Origin of the sequence: Paenibacillus tarimensis (assembly GCF_021532315.1) — a bacterium.
GTDB lineage: Bacteria > Bacillota > Bacilli > Paenibacillales > Paenibacillaceae > Paenibacillus_I > Paenibacillus_I tarimensis.
On the sequence record NZ_JAKGAO010000025.1, the window covers coordinates 85286 to 104506 of the forward strand.

The following is a 19221-nucleotide window of genomic DNA, read 5'->3' on the forward strand; positions in this document are numbered from 1 at the left end:
AGCCAGTATCAAGCAGATGTTATGGTTGTGTAAATATTAATTCAGCCCGTAAGCCGCCCAACGATCGAGGTTGATCTTAACCATGCGGTCCATGATGTAGGCTGTGGTATAACGATACTTGTTAGCACCCGATTCCAGCAGCACATACAGCTCACCATCCACCTCGGTAATACCCTCCGACATCGGTACGATGACCGCGCGGCTGTTCGTTTCCTTGGCAGACTGGCCGTCCAGGAACCATACCGGAACCTGGCTTCCGTTCAGCGTGACCGCTGTGTGCGGCGTCTCCTTCAGCGGATTGTCATAACGATACAAAATGCTGTCATTCGCCCGCCCATAGGATGTGCTGAGAATGATGCTGTCAGCTCCGACTGAAGCTCCCTGAACCTTCCCGCCAATTGACAGAATATAGTCCGGATTAGCACCTGCCGATGGCTCGTCCGTCACTGCATCCAGCTTGTACCCGAGCATCCAGGCATGGTTGGTGTTTCCGTCACGATTGCGCAGGTGATGCGATGAATCGGTCGGGTAGCTCTTGGCTTCATAAAACTCACCCACCCACAGCACGCCATCCGAATAGGTGTTGAACGCCGCCTCTACCGGAACCGGGAAGCGTCCCGCAAACCGGACATTCTCCCCATCAGCCGACTGCACGATTTCATCCAGCTTCATCTTATACAGGAACTGCTCCGAGCCAATCCATACATGCTCGCGGCTGACGGCTACACCTCCGGCATGGCCGGTATACGGCGAACCGTCTTCATTGTACAGATGAACCGACTTTATATGGGAACCGTCGGCAGCACGGATGACCGAAAGCGTGCCCGGTCTCCCATCATCCAAGTAGCTGACCATCATCAGCCAGCCCCGCTCCGCATCATAGGCAAGTCCCTGCGGTACGATATCCTCGGCAAGCCCGGGGATAACCGGCCCCACCTCACTAATGTCCCAGAGCATCTCATATTCCGCTGCGTAAGGGTTTACCGCCCTCTCCTGCTGCGTAATCGTCTGGTGGGCAGGCACCGCACGGGCAGCTGCCGATTTCCCCGACTCGTTCCCGGATGTATCCGCCGCGGAAACCTCAAACCCGTAACTTACCCCGCCGGTCAGACCGTAAACCGTGAACTGCTGCTTCGCAGCCGGGACCGTATATTCCAGCTTCCCGTCTCGGTAAATATGATAAGCCCAGATATCGGCTTCACCGCCGGATGTCCATTCGAGATTCACCCTGCCGGCTCCTGCCTGAGCCGAAAGCACAGGTTCCTGCGGAGCCTGCTCGTCAAGCTGCCGTTTCGGCGGCGTCTGCTCCTCCAGCGCCCAGCCCGGTGTAGGCTTCTCTCCAGCTCTCAGCAGTCTCATCTCACGGGTGCCGTCCGTCGGATAGCCGTAGACAATGGATTTTCCATCCGTCACTTCAGCGCCTGTATAACGAGCCTTAGCCGCTTCTGCTCCGCTTGGGTCATATACCGTTACCGACTGTATGCTGCTGTTCACAAGCCCTCCAATATCGTCCAGCTTCATCACCCGGTCTTCCGTTATATACTTGCTCGCGTAGGAAGCGTAATAATAGCTGTTAAAGCCCTCCAGCGTAAGAGAAGCGATCTCCGCTCTTCTGGTCCAGAATACAACCGTGCTATGTGGCGCCACCTTGAACGCCTCGGTTATGGTCTTATTCCAGCTGCCTGAGGCGATACGGTATCCTTTTAAATTCACTTCATACGGACTGGCGTTATACAGCTCAATAAATTCGAAGGCATCAAAGCCGGCATAATTGGCTGTATTGGGAATAAGCTCCGTAATCACTAGATCGGCTGGTACAGACGGAACAACCAGCTGCTCAGACACCAGGGAACCAGGGGTTGGCATTTGGTTGTTCCGCAGCTTGACAGCCTGAGCGGAACCGCCAGCGGCACTGTAGATAACACTGCGGCCGGTAATACCGTCTACTGCACCATCATTGATCATTGCCCAGTTGATCAGCGCTCCGCTTGATCCGGCGATGCCCACCTTGCGGAGCAAGCTGTCGTGCAGCCCCTGTGCGGACGTTGTAAGCTTGACCTCATACGCCTGCTCCTGGCGGAGGCTGGTGCCATAGGCTGCATTGAAATCCGTCAGCGGCACATTCGGATAATCATACTTTTTGAGCCACAGAACTAGCAAACCCTTCGCCTGAATGGTTGTATCTCTAATCGTCCATCGATTGGCCGGACGTTCCATATTACTTGTGAAATACTGCAGCTGATAGCCGTCCAAGCTTATGGGCTGACTGGTTGTATTGTAAATCTCCACATACTCATAAGGCTGTCCCTGTCCGTCTGACTTTGGCACAATCTCCGTGATGACAAGCGGCGGTGCATCAGCTGCCTCGGCGGCGGAAGCACCGTCTGCTGCCCCTTGCGGAATGAGCTGAGTCACAAGCAGCGTCAGCACGACTGCCCATACCGACATTTTTCTCCACAGCTTACTTACATTCCTTGTCATTAAATCCCTTCCCCTCTTGTACAAAATCAACTGAGGGAACTTCCCCGGGGCTCGGGCACAAAAAAGAGAAAACCGCTGTCTGGCCGGAGAGCTCAACGCTCAATCGGTTCAAACAGGGTTTTCTCATCGTCTCAACCCGGGTTCCTTCAGTTGTTACTGCAAGTATAGGGAGGAAAGATCATCGCACCGTTAATAAGAGATTTAGATTGTGTTAATTCAGTAAGATATCACCAGGCGATCCTTCCATTATGATGTAAACGGCATGCCTGCAGCTTCAGTAATGCCTTCCTCACTTACCCAGCCTGCCGGTTAAAAAATAACATGATTTCGAATGTTTTGCCGCTGCCATCCTCACGGAGGTTAAGTGTACCGCCATGACGCTCCACAGCCCTGCGGGCTATGGCCAGTCCAAGCCCGGTACCCTCGCCGCTTTTCCTGACCTTATCTCCGCGCATGAATGGCTGAAACAGCTCCGCCTTAACCTCATCTGGAATTTTAACGCCATTATCCTTAACTTGAATACTGGCCCAGTTGGCTGTCAACTCGAGCACTAGCCCCGCTTCTGTCCCCGGTTCATTATGCTTAAGGGCATTGGACAGCAGATTAGCAACCGCACGGTACAACAGCTTGCGGTCCATACGGACAACTACTTTGGACTCCGGAATGTTAACCGACAGCATGATCCCTTTGCGCTCGAACTGGTCGTAATATTCGATTGCAGTCTGGCGCAGCAGCTCCGCCAGATCCACCTCTTCCGGCGCGTACGGATAGTCCGGGCTGTCCAGTATAGCAAGCTGAAACATATCCTCAATTAAGGAGGTGACAATGCCCGCTTTACTAACGATAATATCAAGATACTGCTGCCTCTTCTCCGGCGTATCGGCCATCTCCAGCTGAAGCGCCTTGGCATACCCCTGGATATTGGTAATCGGCGTCTTCAGGTCATGGGACAGATCCAGCAGCATCCGCTGCCTGCTCTGCTCCAGCTCCCGCTTCTCCCGCTCTGTCCGCTCCAGATTGATGCTCATCTCGTTCAGGTGCTCCTGAATCTGCATGAGTTCAGCATTAGCCTGAAATGACAGCCGCTCGCTGTAATGCCCGCTCCGTATCCGCCGGATCGCCTTCACCATCATCTCAAGCGGCCTGGTGATGCGTCTGGCCGTCCAGCGGCTGTAAATTACCACACACAGGGCAAACAGCAGCAGCAGCGGAAAATTAAGATGCAGCTGTGCATAATTTGCCGCCGCAGGCATAACCGCGAGCAGCCGGTAGGACTCACCGTCTTCGCCTGTGAAGGAAGCGATCGTATGGCGGTACCCGGATTCATTGCCTTCCGATACCAGCTGAAGCAGCTCCTCTGGTGAATACGACTCCTGCCCTCCCGGCCGGCCTGCCGCCATGACACGCTGTCCGTCATGATTCAGAACCTCGACACGGCCCCCGGCTGCTTCAATTGGACCAGCGCTTATCTGCCAGTAATCCGGCTGGACGAGTTCACCGGCTGTTAGCTCTGAAGCCCTTCCGATGACCAGCCACTCCTGCATGTAATAGCTGAGCAGGCCGTTAATAATTCCTATGGTCAACCCGAAGAAGACAAAGGACTTGGTTAGGCTCGTAACAAGCTTCCGGCTAGACATCAGATACCTCAAGCTCTGCCCTGGCCGCAAATTTATATCCTAGTCCCCGTACGGTCTTGATATAAGTCTGTTTGTTCTCATGTTCTTCGATCTTATCCCTTAACCGTGAAATCTGTACCATTACGGTATTGAAATCCTCCAGGTAAGGTTCGCCCCATACAAGCTCAAACAGCTGCTGCTTCGTAAATATACGTCCGGGAGACCGCATAAGCGTTTTCAGAAGCTTATATTCGAGAGAGGTCAGCGGGATAGTCTCTCCTCTGCGGATTAGTACGCAGGCTGCATGATCCAATACGAGCGGCCCGACCTCCGTCCGCTCCTCGTGCTGATCCGGCTGGTCCGTCTCCCCCCACCCGGCAAAATCATAGGCACGGCGCAGCTGTGCCTGCACACGCGCCACAACCTCAAGCGGGTTGAAGGGCTTGGCGATGAAGTCGTCCGCCCCCAGCTGAAGGCCTAATATTTTATCCGCATCATGATTCTTCGCCGAGATGACAATAACCGGAACCTTCTGCTCTAATCTCAGCCGCTTTAACAGCTCCAGACCGTTAAGCCTCGGCATCATGATGTCGATAATTGCGAGCTGGACCAGCTGCTTGTTCAGCAGCTCCCAGGCCTCCTCTCCGTCATAAGCCGCAGCTATGTAGTAGCCCTCCTTTTCCAGAAAGAGCTTCAGCAGCTCCACAATCTCCCGTTCGTCGTCAGCAATCAAGATGGTTTTCTTCATGCGCACCGCATCCTTTTCCGCTTGGTAAGTCTTCGAACATGATGTTTCTCGGACAAGCCCGGCAACTCCTGCAATGTAAGGTAATTTTAAGGCTGGAGGCAGTTAGATGTAAGGGTACGCTGCTATACTGACCAGTGTAAAGAGAGACTATCACGATAGGAGGCTTGCGATTTTGAAAACTATGATAAACGTCTGGCTGAGGAGGACGGTAAGTCTGCTGCTTGTCCTTGCCTTGGTTCATTGCGAAGCGGAAGCTTCCACGCCGGACAGGAAGGATTTGCAGTCATTCACCGATGCCTTCTTCAAGGACAGCATGGAACGCTACCATGTGCCGGGCGCCGTGATCTCAATCGTTCAGAACGGCACAATCGCCTACATGAACGGCTATGGTCTGGCTAACTTGAAGGACAAGAAACCGGTTGATCCAAAGGAGACCCGCTTCCGCGTCGGTTCCCTGGCCAAGCTGATGACCGCCACGGCTGTCATGCAGCTCTACGAGCGGGGCCAGATTGATCTGCACACCAGTATCCAGGCGTATGCTCCTGATCTCGACATCGATTATTTCCGCGATGCACCGATCACCTTTCACCACCTGCTCACTCACACGGCTGGATTTCCCGAGATGATCTATGAAGTTGGGCGGGATCAGAACCGGCAGCTTACACTCTCGGAAGCAATTGAGCACCACACGGCAGACCCTATCCGAAAGCCCGGAGAACAGACGGCCTACAGCAACTTCGGCATGTCCCTGGCAGGCTACCTGGTGGAGCGAATCGCCTCAATGCCCTACAGTGAATATGTCGACCGCCATATCTTCAGTCCGCTGCAGATGGAGAATTCAGGATTTGCGGTGGACGAGGCGAGTTCAGACCTTGCCGTTAGCTACACGTATGACAAGGGCTCCTATCACTCGCTGCCTTACGCCTACACCTACCATATTCCCTCAGGCTCGCTCGTTACTACCGCAGAAGATATGGCACAATTTATCCTGGCGCATCTCGGACAGGGTAAGCCCCCGAATGGCAGCCGCATATTAAAGGAGCAGACAGCCCAGCTTATGCATCAGACACAGTTCACACTTCATGAACGCATACCCGGAATGGCATACGGTTTTACGGAGCGCTATGTGAATGGGCAGAGGCTCATCGGGAGCGACGCGGAAATCGACGGGTTCAGCGCGAATCTCTACCTGCTTCCTTCTGAAGATACCGGCATCTTCATGGCCGCCAATTCAGGCGGCGGCGTTGCGATGGTTGAGGCGTTTATCAAGGCTTACCTGGATCAGTACCACCCGGCTCACGAGACAACGGAACTGCTGAACAATCCCACTCCTGCACAAGAGCTGCGCAAGCTGGAAGGCTTCTATATTCCAAGCCGGGCGCACCTGGTCGGACCGTTGAATTTTACGCAGAACTTGTCTGCCGTAAAAGTGGAGGTAATCGAGGACGGGGTTGTCACCTTGGATAACGAACGCTATGTGGAAGCAGAGCCCTATCTGTTTCGGCAGGAGCAGGGTACAGCCATGATTTATCTGGACAAAGACAAGGGGCTGCTGGCATCCAGCACAGACCCCAAAATGCTGTATGAGCTAAAACCTGCCTCATACCACCCGGCCCTGCATCTCATTCTGTTTGCGGCAGGCGCTCTGCTCTATCCCATACAAGCACTCATTTCGATCATTCGGCGGGTGCTGAATCTGCTGCGGGTCCGGAAGACACGGGCAGCCGATTTGCCCGAAACAGCCGTCTCCATCCTGTTCATCCTCTACTTCCTGTTTGCAGTGTCGACACCCGAGCTGTTCGTGCATACCGTTCCCTGGTGGGCTTATCCGCTGCTGTTCCTCCCTGTACTTTGTTCGGCTGCCCTCTTCGTCCGGGTGATCATGCTGCATATTCGCAAGCGCAGACCGGGCGCAGCACACTATGCTTTTGCTGCGGTCACCTTACTGTTCACCATCTATATGTACATGTGGGGATTTTTCCAGCTCTCATAAGGTGCACAAAAGAAACAGACTGCGGCCGAAAGACTGCAGTCTGTTTCCTTCTAGTGTGTCCATTCTATTATTCATCCTTCCAGTACAAGCACTGTCATGCCAACAAAGAGCAGCAGCGTATAGAAGGACAGGAGCAGCGATACAGTTGGAAGCTTCACCGGAATGCGCTTCTGCGGCTCCAGAAGCTGCTGCAATCGGTAATTAATAGCCCCGTCTGCACTGGCAAAATAGATGATGACCGGTACAGCCCCAGCCGACTTAGCCCTCTCGTGGACTCGCACGAGCTTGAGAAGCGCACTGCCGATTCCCCATTCGGAGCCCGTCTTGCGGATCGCATAGCTGTCTGCCTGCAGCTCGCTCAGAATCTTCGCATTCTGGTAAGCCCACTTCGTCAACGGGATAAACCATATCGTCTGTGCGATCAGCTGAAGCAGGAAGATCCGCAGCGGATCGTACTTCATCCGGTGATAAGACTCATGCTCCACTACCGCCTGCAGCTCATCCCGGTCCAGCATATCGAGCAGCCCGTTGGAGAGCACAATGACAGGCTTCCAAAATCTCATCGTGAAGGCCAGTGGTTCCGCATGGCCGATGACCATGAGCTGTCCCTCATCCAACCCGCACGCTCTGCAGACGCTGCTGCTCAGGCCGGCATCGTAAAGTGCCGCAATACGTCCTCTGAACCGGCGGGCTCTGCTGTACTGCAGCGACACCCTTAGCAGGGTATGAATGACAAGATATACGATAAAGAACTGTACGGCGAACAGAACGAGCGAGTAATAGAACGTATTCTGCCTGAAGAAGCTGGTGCAAAATTCAAACACGTTGAACATCTGAAGATTAACGCCAAAGAGGAGATGGGCCGCATACATTCCGATTTGAAACCAGACGATAAGCGCGATAGCCAGGCTAAGCCCGAAGGTCAGCATGTTCTGTTTCCGAAAGCGCTGCTCTCTCATAGGCTGTCCTTCTTCAGCTTTTGGATTTTATCCTCCAGCTGCGCCAGCAGCTTCTGGTCGGCATGGTCAAGTGCGTCAATCATATGCGTGATCACGACTCCTCCGAATTCGTCCAGCAGATTCTGGGTCAGCTTCCTAGACTGCTCCCCAATGAATTCCTCTCTCGTCTGAACAGGACGGAACAGCGATAGCCGGCCCTGCGCTCTTTTCCGCAAAATCCCCTTATCGACCAGCCGGTTCATCACCGTCATCACGGTATTGAAGCTCAGCGCCTTATCACGTTCCAGCCGTTCCTGCACCTGCTTAATGCTGAGCTCTCCCGCGTCCCACAAGTAGTCCATAATTTTGGCTTCGAGAGGTCCGAAGAATCGGTTCAGCCCAGTCTCGCCATATTTATATGATTTAATGTCCATTGTTGTCAGCCTCCACTACACAGTATAGTGCAGCAGGCCTGCTCCTTCAAGCCCTGAACGTTCACACAGCAGCATCCCGCCGCCGCTGCCCTCAGGCTTGCGTCTTATCAAGAATCAGCTGGAGCTGGATCGTGACATTGTTCTCGGTCTCTACCAGAACCTGATGCGGGTTCTCCATCCCGAAGTCGGCAAAGGTGACAACCGTGCTGCCTTCCATCTTAACCTGACCCTGCTCATAAACAGCCTTGCTGTTGAAGACAACATCCTTCGTTATGCCTCGGACCGTAAGCGTGCCCTTCATCTGAAACTCTGCAGGCACGCCTTCCTGCCACTGCTCCGGGAGTCCCTCGAATGCTGACGCCTCGAAGGTCGCCTCCGGATACTTGCCGGTATCGAGGAAGCGGTCACCCTTGATATGATCATCCCGCGTAGGATTGCCGGAATCCACACCGCTAAGATCTATTTTACCCTCGCCCTTCATCTGGCTGGCATCTCCCGTGTTGATTGTCCAGCTGCCCTCTACCTTCCCCAACGTCATGTTCACCGGTTCCTTGGATGTCTGCAGCGACAGATACACCTCCGACTCCTCCGCCAAATGCCAGACGCTATCCAGCTGTTCCGCCCCCACTGCCGTACCGGATGCAGCTGCTGCAGAATCCGCTTTACCAATGACCTCCCTAACTTCCACATGATTGCCGGTAAAATAATCGTAGGCCGCATAACCGCCACCCGCCAACACAACCGCTGCCCCGAGTGCGATCCAAGCTGTCTTCTTCATTAATAATTCCTCCTCATGATTTGCCGCCCCATCTCACACTACATTATGTAGTTCTGTTAAATAAAAAAAACTGTCCCCTGCAGTACCTTTTCGTCTTATCCCCACAGTCACGGGGATAATGAAACATCATAACTACAGGCTGTAGTGTTAATGAGGTGACTGAATTAGCCATCAGTGTACCTGCCCATGCTGAAAGCAAGCTTAAGCGAACCTTAAAAGCATATTAATTATCAAACGCCGGGTCAAGAGGCCCGCCGGGGATGCAGCCCCTGCGAGCCTGCTTCGAACCAGTCCGGCCGAAGGTCACGATTCCCGAATCGTAACTATACTCCAATTCGTCCGGTAGAAGCGGATTGTAACTGCAAGTCCGAACAGGACGAGGTAGGAGTAAAGCGCAACCCAGGCGCCGATGCTTCCCCACTTGAAGATGAAGATAGCGAGATATGCCATCGGCACAAACACAAGCAGTCCAAGCACGAACGAAATGATCAGCAGAAACCGGGTATCTCCTGTTCCCCGCAAGCCCCCCGCATAGATGTTCAACAGACCGTCGAACAGCTGCAGGAAGGCCGATATCATAATCAGCTGGCCGGCCAGCTGATACACTTCCGGGTCAGGCGTGTAGATCCGGGCAATCGGCTCGGCGAAGAAGAACTCCACAATTCCGATGATAACAAGCAGCATCGTGCCGACTACAGCCGTATCGGTCGCAAGCCTTCGCCCCTCAAGCGCCTTGCGCTGTCCGATCCGCTGGCCGACGAGAATCGTCGCTGTCGAACCGAAGGCAAATGCCGGCATAAAGCCGAGACCCATCACGCTGAGCGCGACTTCATTGGCTGCAAGAGCCACCTCTCCAAGCACGGCAACGAACATCGTAAACAGCAGCATCGCAAAGCTAAGGGAAAATTCCTGCACCCCGAGCTTGCCGCTCTCCTGAAGAATCAGCTTGGCTTCCCTGCGGTTCCAGGCGATTTTCGAACGAGTGCCATATACCGGATGCAGGCGGATAAAATAGACATACAAGCAGCCCAGCAGACCAACCGCCTCGCCCAGGAAGAATGCCCAGCCCGCCCCGGTCAGCCCGTAAGCCTGAAAGCCGAAGTGGCCGTAAGTCCAGGCGAAAGTAAAGAAGATCATCAGTATATTGGAGAGAAGCGAGAGCACCATTGGCGTTCTTGTGTCCCCAATCCCGCGGAAGAAGCCGTGGAACACGAAGTTGAGAATACCGCATGCCATCGCATAAAAGCGGATCTGCAAATATTCCTCACCAGCCAGCAAGCCTTGAGAGTTCTCGCCGCCGATCAGACGCAGCACATCTCCTGACAAGAAAGCACCGGCAAGGAATATAAGCACGGCCATAATAGAAGTCACATACAGCGCGATATAGGTCCTCTCAATGCCCCGTTTCATATCCCCTGCCCCAAAGTTCTGGGCAACCAGATAGTTGACGCTGTGCCCGATGCCCGAGAAGATCGCCCAGACATTATAGATGACAATGTTGGCGACACCGACGATAGCAATGGCCTCAGCACCCAGCTTGCCAATAATGATCAGGTTCAGTGTGCCCGAGAGTGTAATCATGGCAAACGATATGACGGAAGGCAGCGCAAGCGACAGAATCAGTCCCCAGTTTGCCGTAAACTTTTTCAACATTATCATGCCTTTCACCTGTTTTGTAAGCATTTCGTAAGAGAAGCGGATGCACTCCTCCCATTTTACGATGACAGGCACTGAAAAAGCTACACGACCTGCCTATTGGTAAATAAAAAAGCCTGCGCCAAGGATCAGCGCAGGTGGTTGCAGGGAAAGGCGCCCGGCGGCAAAAAGTGAGAGCCGGATCGAAACATATCATTCAATCATTTCCCTATAAACATTTGTGTCCAGTGGTTGCCTCGTTCGCAATAACCGACACCAATATGAGTGAACTCGGCTTTTAAAATATTCGCCCGGTGACCGCTGCTATTCATCCAAGAATTCATTACCTCTTGCGGGGATCGCTGCCCTTTGGCAATATTCTCACCGGCGGTTCGGTAGGAAATACCGAATGCTCTCATCATATCGAATGGTGATCCGTAAGTTGGTGATTGGTGACTGAAAAATCCTTTTTGCGCCATATCGCAAGACTTGACTCTTGCTGTTCTTTGAAGTTCCCAATCCATCTGCAGAGGTCGGAGTCCGGCTTTGGATCGCTCTTGATTCACGATCGTCAAAACTTGCTGTTCGACATTTTTGGTTTGGTCAATATTTGGTATGTTCACTTTGTCGCCCGGATAGATCAGATTCGGATTTTTAAATTGAGGGTTGGCGCTGATAATTTCACTTACACCGATCTGATATTTAACAGCAATTTTCCAAAGGGAGTCTCCCTTTTGAACTATGTAAGTATCGGTCGCCGCATTTGAAACGCTTGTCAGCAGCATAAAAAGAGCCATTGCCAAAAGTGAAATTCGTTTCACTGGTTCCATCTCCTTTTTTTCTTTTCTGGGCATATATAGCATCCACCCTGGTTTCCTGGTTTGGGGTATTCTTCCATTAAAAAGTTTCAACTTTGTATTCTTAAGATATTAAGATATCCGGCAAGCGGAAATATTATCGGTGCCAAATTCAAGAAACAAAAAAAAAGCCGCCCAACACGCGAAGGCGACTTTTTTCCGCTTCAAGATAGCTTTCATTTTGGATTCACAAACCATAGGAACTCAAACCCTCTTGCATAAGTTGCTGCCGCTTTAATGTCCCCCTATTATTAGAGATAACCTTAATTTATACTTTCCTGTATGTAAAAAAACAAGCCAACTATGAATCAAACATAGCTGGCTTGGCCATTATTACTGCTAATTAATACTTTGTTATCTGCCAGCTGCTCTTGCTCCAGCCAAGCTGTCCGGCTCCGGCACCGTTGCTGCCAGTGAGCTGAGCCTTGAGGCCGGACGGGTCTTCAGCCTTGTACGTATATGGAAGGGTATCGAAACCATTCCATGCGAATGCCTTAACTGCCGCTGGCTTTGGCGATAGCGGACTTCCGGCATCCTCACTGCCGCCTCTGAACGTATTGCCGTCCAGCGTGTAGATCGTATTGACGAGCTTTATTTTACCCGTGTAGGCAGCGTTGCTGGCACTTGCCTGATTGTTGCGCACAGGAGACGCTACATCGATAATTTCCGAGTTCTCCAGCAGCAAAGCGCCTCCCTCAGTTGAGATTGCCCCGTTGCTTGTTACGCCAAAATGATACCCCTTCGAAGCGATAGCCGAGCTGATCTTCGAGGTCAGGCGTTTCTTCGACGCACGCGTTCCCGCACTGTCCATCACGATGTTGTAAACATGCACGTTGCCCCCGCGCAGACGCGGCATCCGGTCTTGAATATCCTTGTAATAATTGTGGTGCAAGGTAACCTCCAGATTGGCGTTATCTACCGCAAATTCGGTAGCGCCAATCAGATGCCCCTTCTTCTGCCCTGCTGCTACTGCAATGATATCCTCCTTGCTAAGACCGAGGCTGCGCAGGTAGTTGTACATCGGATAGCTGGAGCGGCTGCCTTCCATCGCATTGATCTGCTGAGCCACCCAGCCGGTGCTGCTCTGATTATCGCCCCGGAATACAGACCACGAGATCGTCACACCATTCGAGCCTTTCTTTACGTCAACTAGCCCGTCGTAGGCTTTGTTAAATGTACAGTGGTCAATCCAAATCTTGCTGGATGCTTCCACCGTGATATAATCCCAGTCATTGCGGTCATAATCACCCTTGGTTGCTTCATCCCATTCCCACAGCTCGTCAAACTCCAGGTTGCGGATGATGACATTTGAGCTGCGTTTAATCGTGAAGGAAGCGTGCTTGAGCTTCGCGCCATTCGTAGAGAATATGGTCAGCCCGTTGAACCCTTCAATCGCAATCTTGCTAACACCCGTCTTGAGCAGTACAGGATGCGTCAGCGGCGTGTTATGGGTAGAGAATGGAGCCGTCTTGGCTGCCGAAGGAATTTCGTTCCAGCCCAGATTCAGGTCATTCATTATCTCGATTACTTTGACGCCGGAGCCCTTCTTCAGAGCGGCGGCCAAATCAGACGCCGTATAGACCTTCTTGTAAGCGGCATTCGTCTCTCCGATATTCCCGCCGCCTGTTGTACCTGCAGCAAATCCGGTCAGGTCATAGTTAGACTGCAGCACAGGAGCAGGCGCTGGTGTTGGCTCCGGTGTTGGTTCTGGTGTTGGTTCTGGTGTTGGTTCTGGTGTTGGTTCTGGTGTTGGCTCCGGCGTTGGTGCCGGCTCAGAGCCTCCCGGCACTTCAGCACCAGCGCCCGCTACCGTCACATTATCAAACTGTACGGCTGTCTTATAGCCAATTAATCCCACACGACCCGCTTTCAGCTCACTGTCTGCAGCACTCAGCTCCAGGGAGCCGTTAATATATACCTTAAGCTCCGAACCAGCTGCCGCAAGAGCAACGCGGTAAGCAGTGCCTTCGGACATCGGGTAATCCTTCGATACCAGAGTCGTCGAGGAGCCTCTTACCTTCTTGCGCAGCTCCAGCTTTTCACCGCCTGTAAGAGAAACTGCATAATAATTGTTGCCATCTATGTATCTGCCTGCCAACATGGCCCGGTTCGAGCCGTTAAAATCCAGGACGTTAAGGTCAGCTTCCACCCGGTAGTCCGTCCAGTCTGTGCTGCCTGCGGATGCGCGTGCTTCCTTATCTAGGGCAGATTGCTGATAAGCATAGCCGCCTTTAACCGTTACCACGGACCAAGATCCGTACTGCGTTTCCCAGCCATCCGCCTGTCCATCCTCGAACGTGTCACTAAACAGCGAGGCTGCCAGCGACTCCTTGCTCCAACCAATTGCACTGCCTGACATGATCAGACTGAAAATAAGTAGGACCTGCATCATCTTGCGTTTCACGTATACTACTCCTCCAATAATCATAATTTGACAGCATTGCGCCACTCTATTGCGCACAATCCAATAGTATAATGGGCTCTGTCAAATATTACTATCGTGCAAAATGTATAAAAGTTTAATATATTTAATCAAAATCAGGTACATAGTACTACCTGATAAGCAGTCTGTTATAATTGGTTCACCCGTCAGCGATACACGTGTGATAAACTCGATAGAGTCATTGCTATGATGTCTAATTACTAGAACTGCCAGCATAAGGAGAACATACGACATGAAGCTTATATCCTGGAATGTTAACGGTCTGCGCGCTTGTGTGAACAAGGGCTTCTATGATTATTTCAAGGAAATGGATGCCGATATCTTCTGCATTCAGGAGTCAAAGCTGCAGGAAGGGCAGATCTGCATGACCTTCGGCAGCGAGTACCACCAGTACTGGAATTACGCCGAGCGGAAAGGCTATTCGGGAACCGCTGTGTTTACACGGAGGAAGCCGCTGTCTGTCCGCTACGGGATGGAAGAGGACAGCGAGCCGGAAGGGAGAATTATAACGCTTGAGTTTGAGGCCTTCTACCTGGTTACCGTCTATACGCCTAATTCCAAACGGGATTTGGCAAGGCTTGATTACCGTCTCGAGTGGGAGGACCGCTTCCGCGCCTATCTGCTCGGACTTGATGCGGTCAAGCCCGTCATCGTATGCGGCGATCTTAACGTGGCCCATCAGGAAATCGACCTTAAGAATCCCAAGTCCAATGTGAATAACTCCGGCTTTACGCCCGAGGAACGCGGCAAAATGACAGAGCTGCTGAATGCAGGGTTTATTGATACGTTCCGCTACCTGTACCCTGACCGTGAGGGTGCTTACACCTGGTGGTCATATATGCCGAAGATCCGGGAGAGGAACATCGGTTGGCGTATCGACTATTTTCTCGTATCGGACCGCCTAAAGCCGCTTATCCGTGAAGCTCAGATTGACGCCCATATTATGGGGAGCGACCACTGCCCTGTCATATTGGAAATAGACGAAATCACCTAAAAATTACGCTTACTGCTTAAATATCTTCCCCTGCGTGTATTAGTTACCTAGACACTACTGCTATTGGGGGAAAATAAGATGAAGCTGTCGTACAATACGGAAACCCTGTTTCAGGGAATGAGCATCTACGAGGCGATGGAGATATTGGCGGCAAACGGGCTGAAGACCATTGAATTCTGGTCCTGGGAGGACAAGGATCTGAACCGGATCAGACAGCTGATGACCGACTATGATATGAATGTTGCCTCCATTGTCGTCAAGCTTGAAAGCCTGGTGGACCCGGCACGCCGGGAAGCCATCGTCGATGCTGTCAAGCGGTCCGCAGAGGCTGCCAACCAGCTCGGCTGTTCAACCATGGTACATACCGTAGGCTTCGAGGCTGAGCATCTGTCCCGCGAAGAGATGCGCAAGAGCCTGGTTGAAGGGCTGTATGCCTGCATTCCGGCCCTTGAGGAGGCTGGTGTCACGACGGCAATCGAGCCGCTGAATACGAAGGTGGATCTGGAGCTCTCCGGCTACTATCTCACCACCTCGGAGGAGGCGCTTGACATTGTGAAGGAGATCAATCATCCGCTTGTGAAGGTATGCTATGACATCTACCATGTGCAGGTGATGGAGGGGCATGTTATTTCCCGTATGCAGAACAACATTCATCACATCGCTCACATCCAGGCAGCCGGTCACCCGGGCCGGCACGAGCTGTATATCGGGGAACTGAATTATGACAACATCTTCGACGCCATCAAGCAGATGGACTACAACGGCTATGTCGGCATCGAATATTTTCCGATTCATGATCCTATCGACGATTTGAAGCGAATTCATGCCAAGCATCATACCGGCTGACAAATAAGATAAGGAGTTCCCGCTTGGGGAGCTCCTTATCTTTATTTTATATCCACTATGGGTCCGAAAGCTTACCTTCCCGTATAGGTCAGTCTTCCCGCCTTGCTCACAGCCAGCCAAGACTCATGCAGTGATTTCACGTAACCCTCCGCCCGGCCGCGCGCTTCCTGTACACGGATCCGGACTGATAGATCCATCCTATCGATCTTCTTCTTGTAGACAGCTGCCAGAAGCTGGTCGACCTTGTTCGCCGCCTCGAGATCGCTCACCTTCTTGCGCACCTCAACCAGGAACGCACCCATCTCCTGCTCCATCTTCCTCCCGGCATCATAGCAGGCTTCCGCTGATTCCAGCGCCTGCGTGTACATCGCTTGGTAGCCGTCCATATACGCATTAAACGCCGTCACGAATTCACGATTCTGAGCGAGCAGCGGGGCCATGATCCCGAAGGCAAAATTGCCGCTGTGCGGCAGCTTCAAATTGAGCACCTGGTTCAGTGTCTGGAACAGGCGGTCTGAAGCGGAGACATACTCTTCCACATTAGCCTCCGCCTCCCGAACCGCTTCATCGATCGAGTCCGTCTTGACTACTGCAGCGACCACCTTGTAGAGATACTGGCCATGGACGGAATGCAGCTTGAAGAAAATCATGCCCGGCTGGCCGTCAAGCAGCCCCTTGGTTTCGTTAAGAATACTGTGCAGCGACCGGAGGTCCAATAATAAAGAGACTACATATCCAGCCTCGGGGGGCATGGAAAGCGCGGACTTGTTCAGCACGCGGTCGCTGTTCTTAAGCGGATCGGACATCCTGCCATCCTCCCCTCATCAGTCTGCAGTTCCTGCGTCAGAACCGGATGCCCCGGACGGGTCTTGCGGCTCGGAGGGCTTATCTCCCTCTTCCTTATCGGCCGGCTCGGTCTGATTGAGCATCTGATACAGACGGGCGGCAAGCTCGTCGCGCTTCTGCAGAATGGTAAGGGCGTAGGAACGCATCCGGTTCTCATTGTAGAGCTCCTGATTTCTAAGCTCAAGTCCGCGAATAGTCTCATCCTGCAAACTTCTCGAGTAGCTGTCCAGCGCCTCTCCCTGACCAAGCAGGGCTTCCACCACAATGCCTTCGGTTCGCATCACATATTTGTTGGCGGCCAGAATAATGCCCGGCACGTTAAAGGTGGTGCCTGTCGCATCGTCATGATACTCTGAGACATAATCCTTCTTGACCCGCAAATAGCTGGACAGCTCAATAATTTTGCCCTCTTCATCCAGAAAAGGCGTTTCCTCGACGAAGCGGTGATGGCGATCCTTGTAATCAAATATGTTCGTCAGCTGATGAAGAATAGAATTGCGCACCTCTACGCGTGCTTCAGGAGCAATAACATCATTCAGCAGGTTGTTAAGCTGCGGCAGCGGCACCTCCCGGTAATAGTCGGCCTCCTTGCCGTCGACTGTAGCTGCTTCATAATAGCCAACCCTCACATCCACCAGATGCAGGACGGAGATATACTCCTGGTTCATCTGCCGGAATACATAATTCAGTGTGCGGCTCACATTGATATTTTCCACTTCCCGGCTGATTGTGGCTTCTTCGGATGTAAGAGAGCGTTCCTCGGTGCTCGTGTTAACCTGCACCTCCCGCTGCGAAGAAGCCTTCGCCGCGTGCTTCTGAATGCTGTTGGAGACATTCTTGGCAAACTCCTCGCGTGCTCCGTTAGTGTCCGAGCTGACGGATGCCGAAATTCGAGCGCTGCCCCAGCCCCAGCTGGCCTTCGCTTCGCCGTCGACCGTATACTTGAAGCTTTCCTTATACTGCTTCTGGTCGGATTGTTCATCCATCAGGGATTTCTCAAAATCCTGCGCACTCTCCGCGTTGAAGGAGTCCAGGATACTTGATGCCTTCTGCGCTTTCGTTTCATTGGACTGGTAGCTCTTAATGCTGATCTTCGTCTTCTCGCCCGGCAGGAGAGAGAACGTCTTAAGAACCCGCCCTGCCCCGTAACTGCCGAGATAAGTCGACAGCATATACTTCTCCACCAGAAACAGCCGGCGCGAATGTGAGACGACGTCCGGCAGAATGGATACTCTGACCGGTATTGTAACTTCTGTCGTGTTATTGGCCTTATCTCTGCATCTGGCTGTTATAAAGTTCAGGCCAGGGTCCGTCAGCGTCAACTTCCCAGACCATGAGCTCCAATCATCCGGGCCCTTCGGCTGAACGGGAACCCATACCGGGTTGTGTCCAATCGTCAGTTCTACAGCCTGAACCCCGTTAGCATCGGATGCCGTTCCGGTTACTTCAACCAGCACACCATTCGGCTCCACTCCCGTCAGCTCAGCCTGCTCATTCGGTGAGGTAATTGTGATGGAAGGCGGCTCCACATCAACGGTTACCACCATGCTTGCCCTGCCTTCAAGTCCGGCGGCATCCACACAACGTGCGTGGATCGTATTGGTACCGCCGCTTAGCTTGACGGTTCTGGACCAGTTCAGCCAGTTGTCTCCGCTCTCTGCTGCCTGGTAAGCTCCTTCATTAACCGCTACCTCGACCGTAGTAATAGCCCGGTTATCGGAGGCTGTACCCCGAACGACTACCGTGGTCTCCTCGTTACCGCCAGGCACATATCCTCCGGCAGGAGACGTGATATTGACCACTGGCGGGACGGTATCCGGCTCCGCACTCAGCGCGATATGCACAGTAATTTCACGTGCCGCCGTTGTATATCCGTCAACATGGGTGGCGACAGCCCGGATTACGACAGGTCCCGGCGAATCCGCAAACGCATTCGACAAGGTCCAGCTGCCGCCTGTACCGAGACCCGCTGTTTGCCAGGCTTGGTTGCCGACCCGTACCTGTACGGATGCTACCGTCCCTCCATAAGCATGTGCTTTGCCGGTTATTGTGAAGGTTGCGCCGGTATGAGGCCCGTTAATCGTCCCTCCTGGAGCAGGCGATGTAATCGATACACTAACATCATGGGCCGGCTCGTCGGGAATCGGAACATGGTCGTAGTCGTCCCGGGGGCGCATCGGAGTGACTGGCCCGTTCTCATCATGTATAGGCAGCGGCGCCCTTCCGAACGCGGCTGCAGGGCTTCTACCCGGAACTGTGGTAGTCACAAGCTCGCCTGACATCGAGCGGTATACAAGCGGCTGCTCTTCCTCTGTCTTGCTCTTATTTGCAATACTGCTGCTAGTTAAAGCCTTACTCTCCAGCTGGGCTGCGTCTCTCTTGCCGCCTCTGTAAATGTTTTCACCGAGCTGCAGCTCGATGAAATTCCGGCCCGTGTAGGCAATCGTTTCGGGAACGCTGTAGCTGATGACTGGTGCCGAGCCTCCTGCCTGCATTTTAATAACCGGCCCTTGATTGTCTGCCATATTGACCCTCTCCCCATAATTAGTACCTGTCAGTCTTGTTGTGTACTCCAATCTTAATGACGGAGGGGTACTGCTGCAAGAGTCTAT

The 19221-nt window shown here is 52.8% G+C and carries 14 protein-coding genes; 3 read left to right on the top strand and 11 right to left on the bottom strand.

The genetic code is table 11. The features are described 5' to 3' along the window. Nucleotides 1–36 precede the first annotated feature (36 nt). The 3 genes from L1N82_RS19345 to L1N82_RS19355 form a co-directional block, all read right to left on the bottom strand. Entirely contained in the window at nt 37–2481 is a 2445-nt protein-coding gene (locus tag L1N82_RS19345; RefSeq protein ID WP_235289106.1) for a lamin tail domain-containing protein, read from the bottom strand. A 293-nt stretch (nt 2482–2774) separates the two neighbouring features. After that, nucleotides 2775–4118: a HAMP domain-containing sensor histidine kinase gene (locus L1N82_RS19350; protein ID WP_235289107.1), complete on the bottom strand. Its 1344-nt coding sequence runs from the start codon at nt 4116–4118 to the stop codon at nt 2775–2777. Continuing rightward, complete coding sequence (locus L1N82_RS19355; protein ID WP_235289108.1) at nt 4111–4845, bottom strand: response regulator transcription factor; 735 nt, start codon at nt 4843–4845, stop codon at nt 4111–4113. The genes L1N82_RS19350 and L1N82_RS19355 overlap by 8 nt, the downstream gene beginning before the upstream one ends. Nucleotides 4846–5026: 181 nt before the next feature. Here L1N82_RS19355 and L1N82_RS19360 point away from each other — a divergent pair, with 181 nt between their 5' ends. Further along, entirely contained in the window at nt 5027–6838 is a 1812-nt protein-coding gene (locus L1N82_RS19360; RefSeq protein ID WP_235289142.1) for a serine hydrolase domain-containing protein, read from the top strand. Between the two features lie 71 nt (nt 6839–6909). Here L1N82_RS19360 and L1N82_RS19365 read toward each other — a convergent pair whose 3' ends face one another. The 6 genes from L1N82_RS19365 to L1N82_RS19390 form a co-directional block, all read right to left on the bottom strand. Beyond that, complete coding sequence (locus L1N82_RS19365; RefSeq protein WP_235289109.1) at nt 6910–7797, bottom strand: M56 family metallopeptidase; 888 nt, start codon at nt 7795–7797, stop codon at nt 6910–6912. After that, nucleotides 7794–8210 (bottom strand): BlaI/MecI/CopY family transcriptional regulator, encoded by a 417-nt coding sequence (locus L1N82_RS19370; RefSeq protein ID WP_235289110.1) that lies wholly within the window; start codon nt 8208–8210, stop codon nt 7794–7796. Before L1N82_RS19370 ends, L1N82_RS19365 begins: the two co-directional genes overlap by 4 nt. Before the next feature lie 91 nt (nt 8211–8301). Further along, entirely contained in the window at nt 8302–8988 is a 687-nt protein-coding gene (locus L1N82_RS19375; RefSeq protein WP_235289111.1) for a YceI family protein, read from the bottom strand. 303 nt (nt 8989–9291) lie between these two features. Then, nucleotides 9292–10647 carry an MATE family efflux transporter gene (locus tag L1N82_RS19380; RefSeq protein WP_235289112.1) on the bottom strand — a complete coding sequence of 452 codons (1356 nt, stop codon included), beginning with the start codon at nt 10645–10647 and terminating at the stop codon, nt 9292–9294. 197 nt (nt 10648–10844) lie between these two features. Beyond that, nucleotides 10845–11477: a SafA/ExsA family spore coat assembly protein gene (gene safA, locus L1N82_RS19385; protein ID WP_235289113.1), complete on the bottom strand. Its 633-nt coding sequence runs from the start codon at nt 11475–11477 to the stop codon at nt 10845–10847. Nucleotides 11478–11823: 346 nt separating this feature from the next. After that, nucleotides 11824–13839 (bottom strand): pectate lyase family protein, encoded by a 2016-nt coding sequence (locus L1N82_RS19390; protein WP_456238739.1) that lies wholly within the window; start codon nt 13837–13839, stop codon nt 11824–11826. Nucleotides 13840–14155: 316 nt separating this feature from the next. Between L1N82_RS19390 and L1N82_RS19395 the strand changes: the two genes are divergently transcribed. Then, nucleotides 14156–14917: an exodeoxyribonuclease III gene (locus tag L1N82_RS19395; RefSeq protein WP_235289115.1), complete on the top strand. Its 762-nt coding sequence runs from the start codon at nt 14156–14158 to the stop codon at nt 14915–14917. A gap of 78 nt (nt 14918–14995) precedes the next feature. Continuing rightward, entirely contained in the window at nt 14996–15763 is a 768-nt protein-coding gene (locus L1N82_RS19400) for a TIM barrel protein (protein WP_235289116.1), read from the top strand. 71 nt (nt 15764–15834) lie between these two features. Here L1N82_RS19400 and L1N82_RS19405 read toward each other — a convergent pair whose 3' ends face one another. Together L1N82_RS19405 and L1N82_RS19410 are read right to left on the bottom strand one after the other, a co-directional pair. Then, the gene (locus tag L1N82_RS19405) at nt 15835–16569 is read right to left on the bottom strand and encodes a hypothetical protein (protein WP_235289117.1); all 735 of its coding nucleotides are present in this window, start codon (nt 16567–16569) and stop codon (nt 15835–15837) included. 18 nt (nt 16570–16587) lie between these two features. Next, the gene (locus L1N82_RS19410; RefSeq protein ID WP_235289118.1) at nt 16588–19134 is read right to left on the bottom strand and encodes an Ig-like domain-containing protein; all 2547 of its coding nucleotides are present in this window, start codon (nt 19132–19134) and stop codon (nt 16588–16590) included. Between the last annotated feature and the right edge of the window lie 87 nt (nt 19135–19221).

Coding starts and splice junctions, on each gene's coding strand:
- L1N82_RS19345 (WP_235289106.1), bottom strand. CDS start 2,481: ATGACAAGGAATGTAAGTAAGCTGTGGAGAAAAATGTCGGTATGGGCA.
- L1N82_RS19350 (WP_235289107.1), bottom strand. CDS start 4,118: ATGTCTAGCCGGAAGCTTGTTACGAGCCTAACCAAGTCCTTTGTCTTC.
- L1N82_RS19355 (WP_235289108.1), bottom strand. CDS start 4,845: ATGAAGAAAACCATCTTGATTGCTGACGACGAACGGGAGATTGTGGAG.
- L1N82_RS19360 (WP_235289142.1), top strand. CDS start 5,027: ATGATAAACGTCTGGCTGAGGAGGACGGTAAGTCTGCTGCTTGTCCTT.
- L1N82_RS19365 (WP_235289109.1), bottom strand. CDS start 7,797: ATGAGAGAGCAGCGCTTTCGGAAACAGAACATGCTGACCTTCGGGCTT.
- L1N82_RS19370 (WP_235289110.1), bottom strand. CDS start 8,210: ATGGACATTAAATCATATAAATATGGCGAGACTGGGCTGAACCGATTC.
- L1N82_RS19375 (WP_235289111.1), bottom strand. CDS start 8,988: ATGAAGAAGACAGCTTGGATCGCACTCGGGGCAGCGGTTGTGTTGGCG.
- L1N82_RS19380 (WP_235289112.1), bottom strand. CDS start 10,647: ATGATAATGTTGAAAAAGTTTACGGCAAACTGGGGACTGATTCTGTCG.
- safA (WP_235289113.1), bottom strand. CDS start 11,477: ATGCCCAGAAAAGAAAAAAAGGAGATGGAACCAGTGAAACGAATTTCA.
- L1N82_RS19390 (WP_456238739.1), bottom strand. CDS start 13,839: ATGTCAGGCAGTGCAATTGGTTGGAGCAAGGAGTCGCTGGCAGCCTCG.
- L1N82_RS19395 (WP_235289115.1), top strand. CDS start 14,156: ATGAAGCTTATATCCTGGAATGTTAACGGTCTGCGCGCTTGTGTGAAC.
- L1N82_RS19400 (WP_235289116.1), top strand. CDS start 14,996: ATGAAGCTGTCGTACAATACGGAAACCCTGTTTCAGGGAATGAGCATC.
- L1N82_RS19405 (WP_235289117.1), bottom strand. CDS start 16,569: ATGTCCGATCCGCTTAAGAACAGCGACCGCGTGCTGAACAAGTCCGCG.
- L1N82_RS19410 (WP_235289118.1), bottom strand. CDS start 19,134: ATGGCAGACAATCAAGGGCCGGTTATTAAAATGCAGGCAGGAGGCTCG.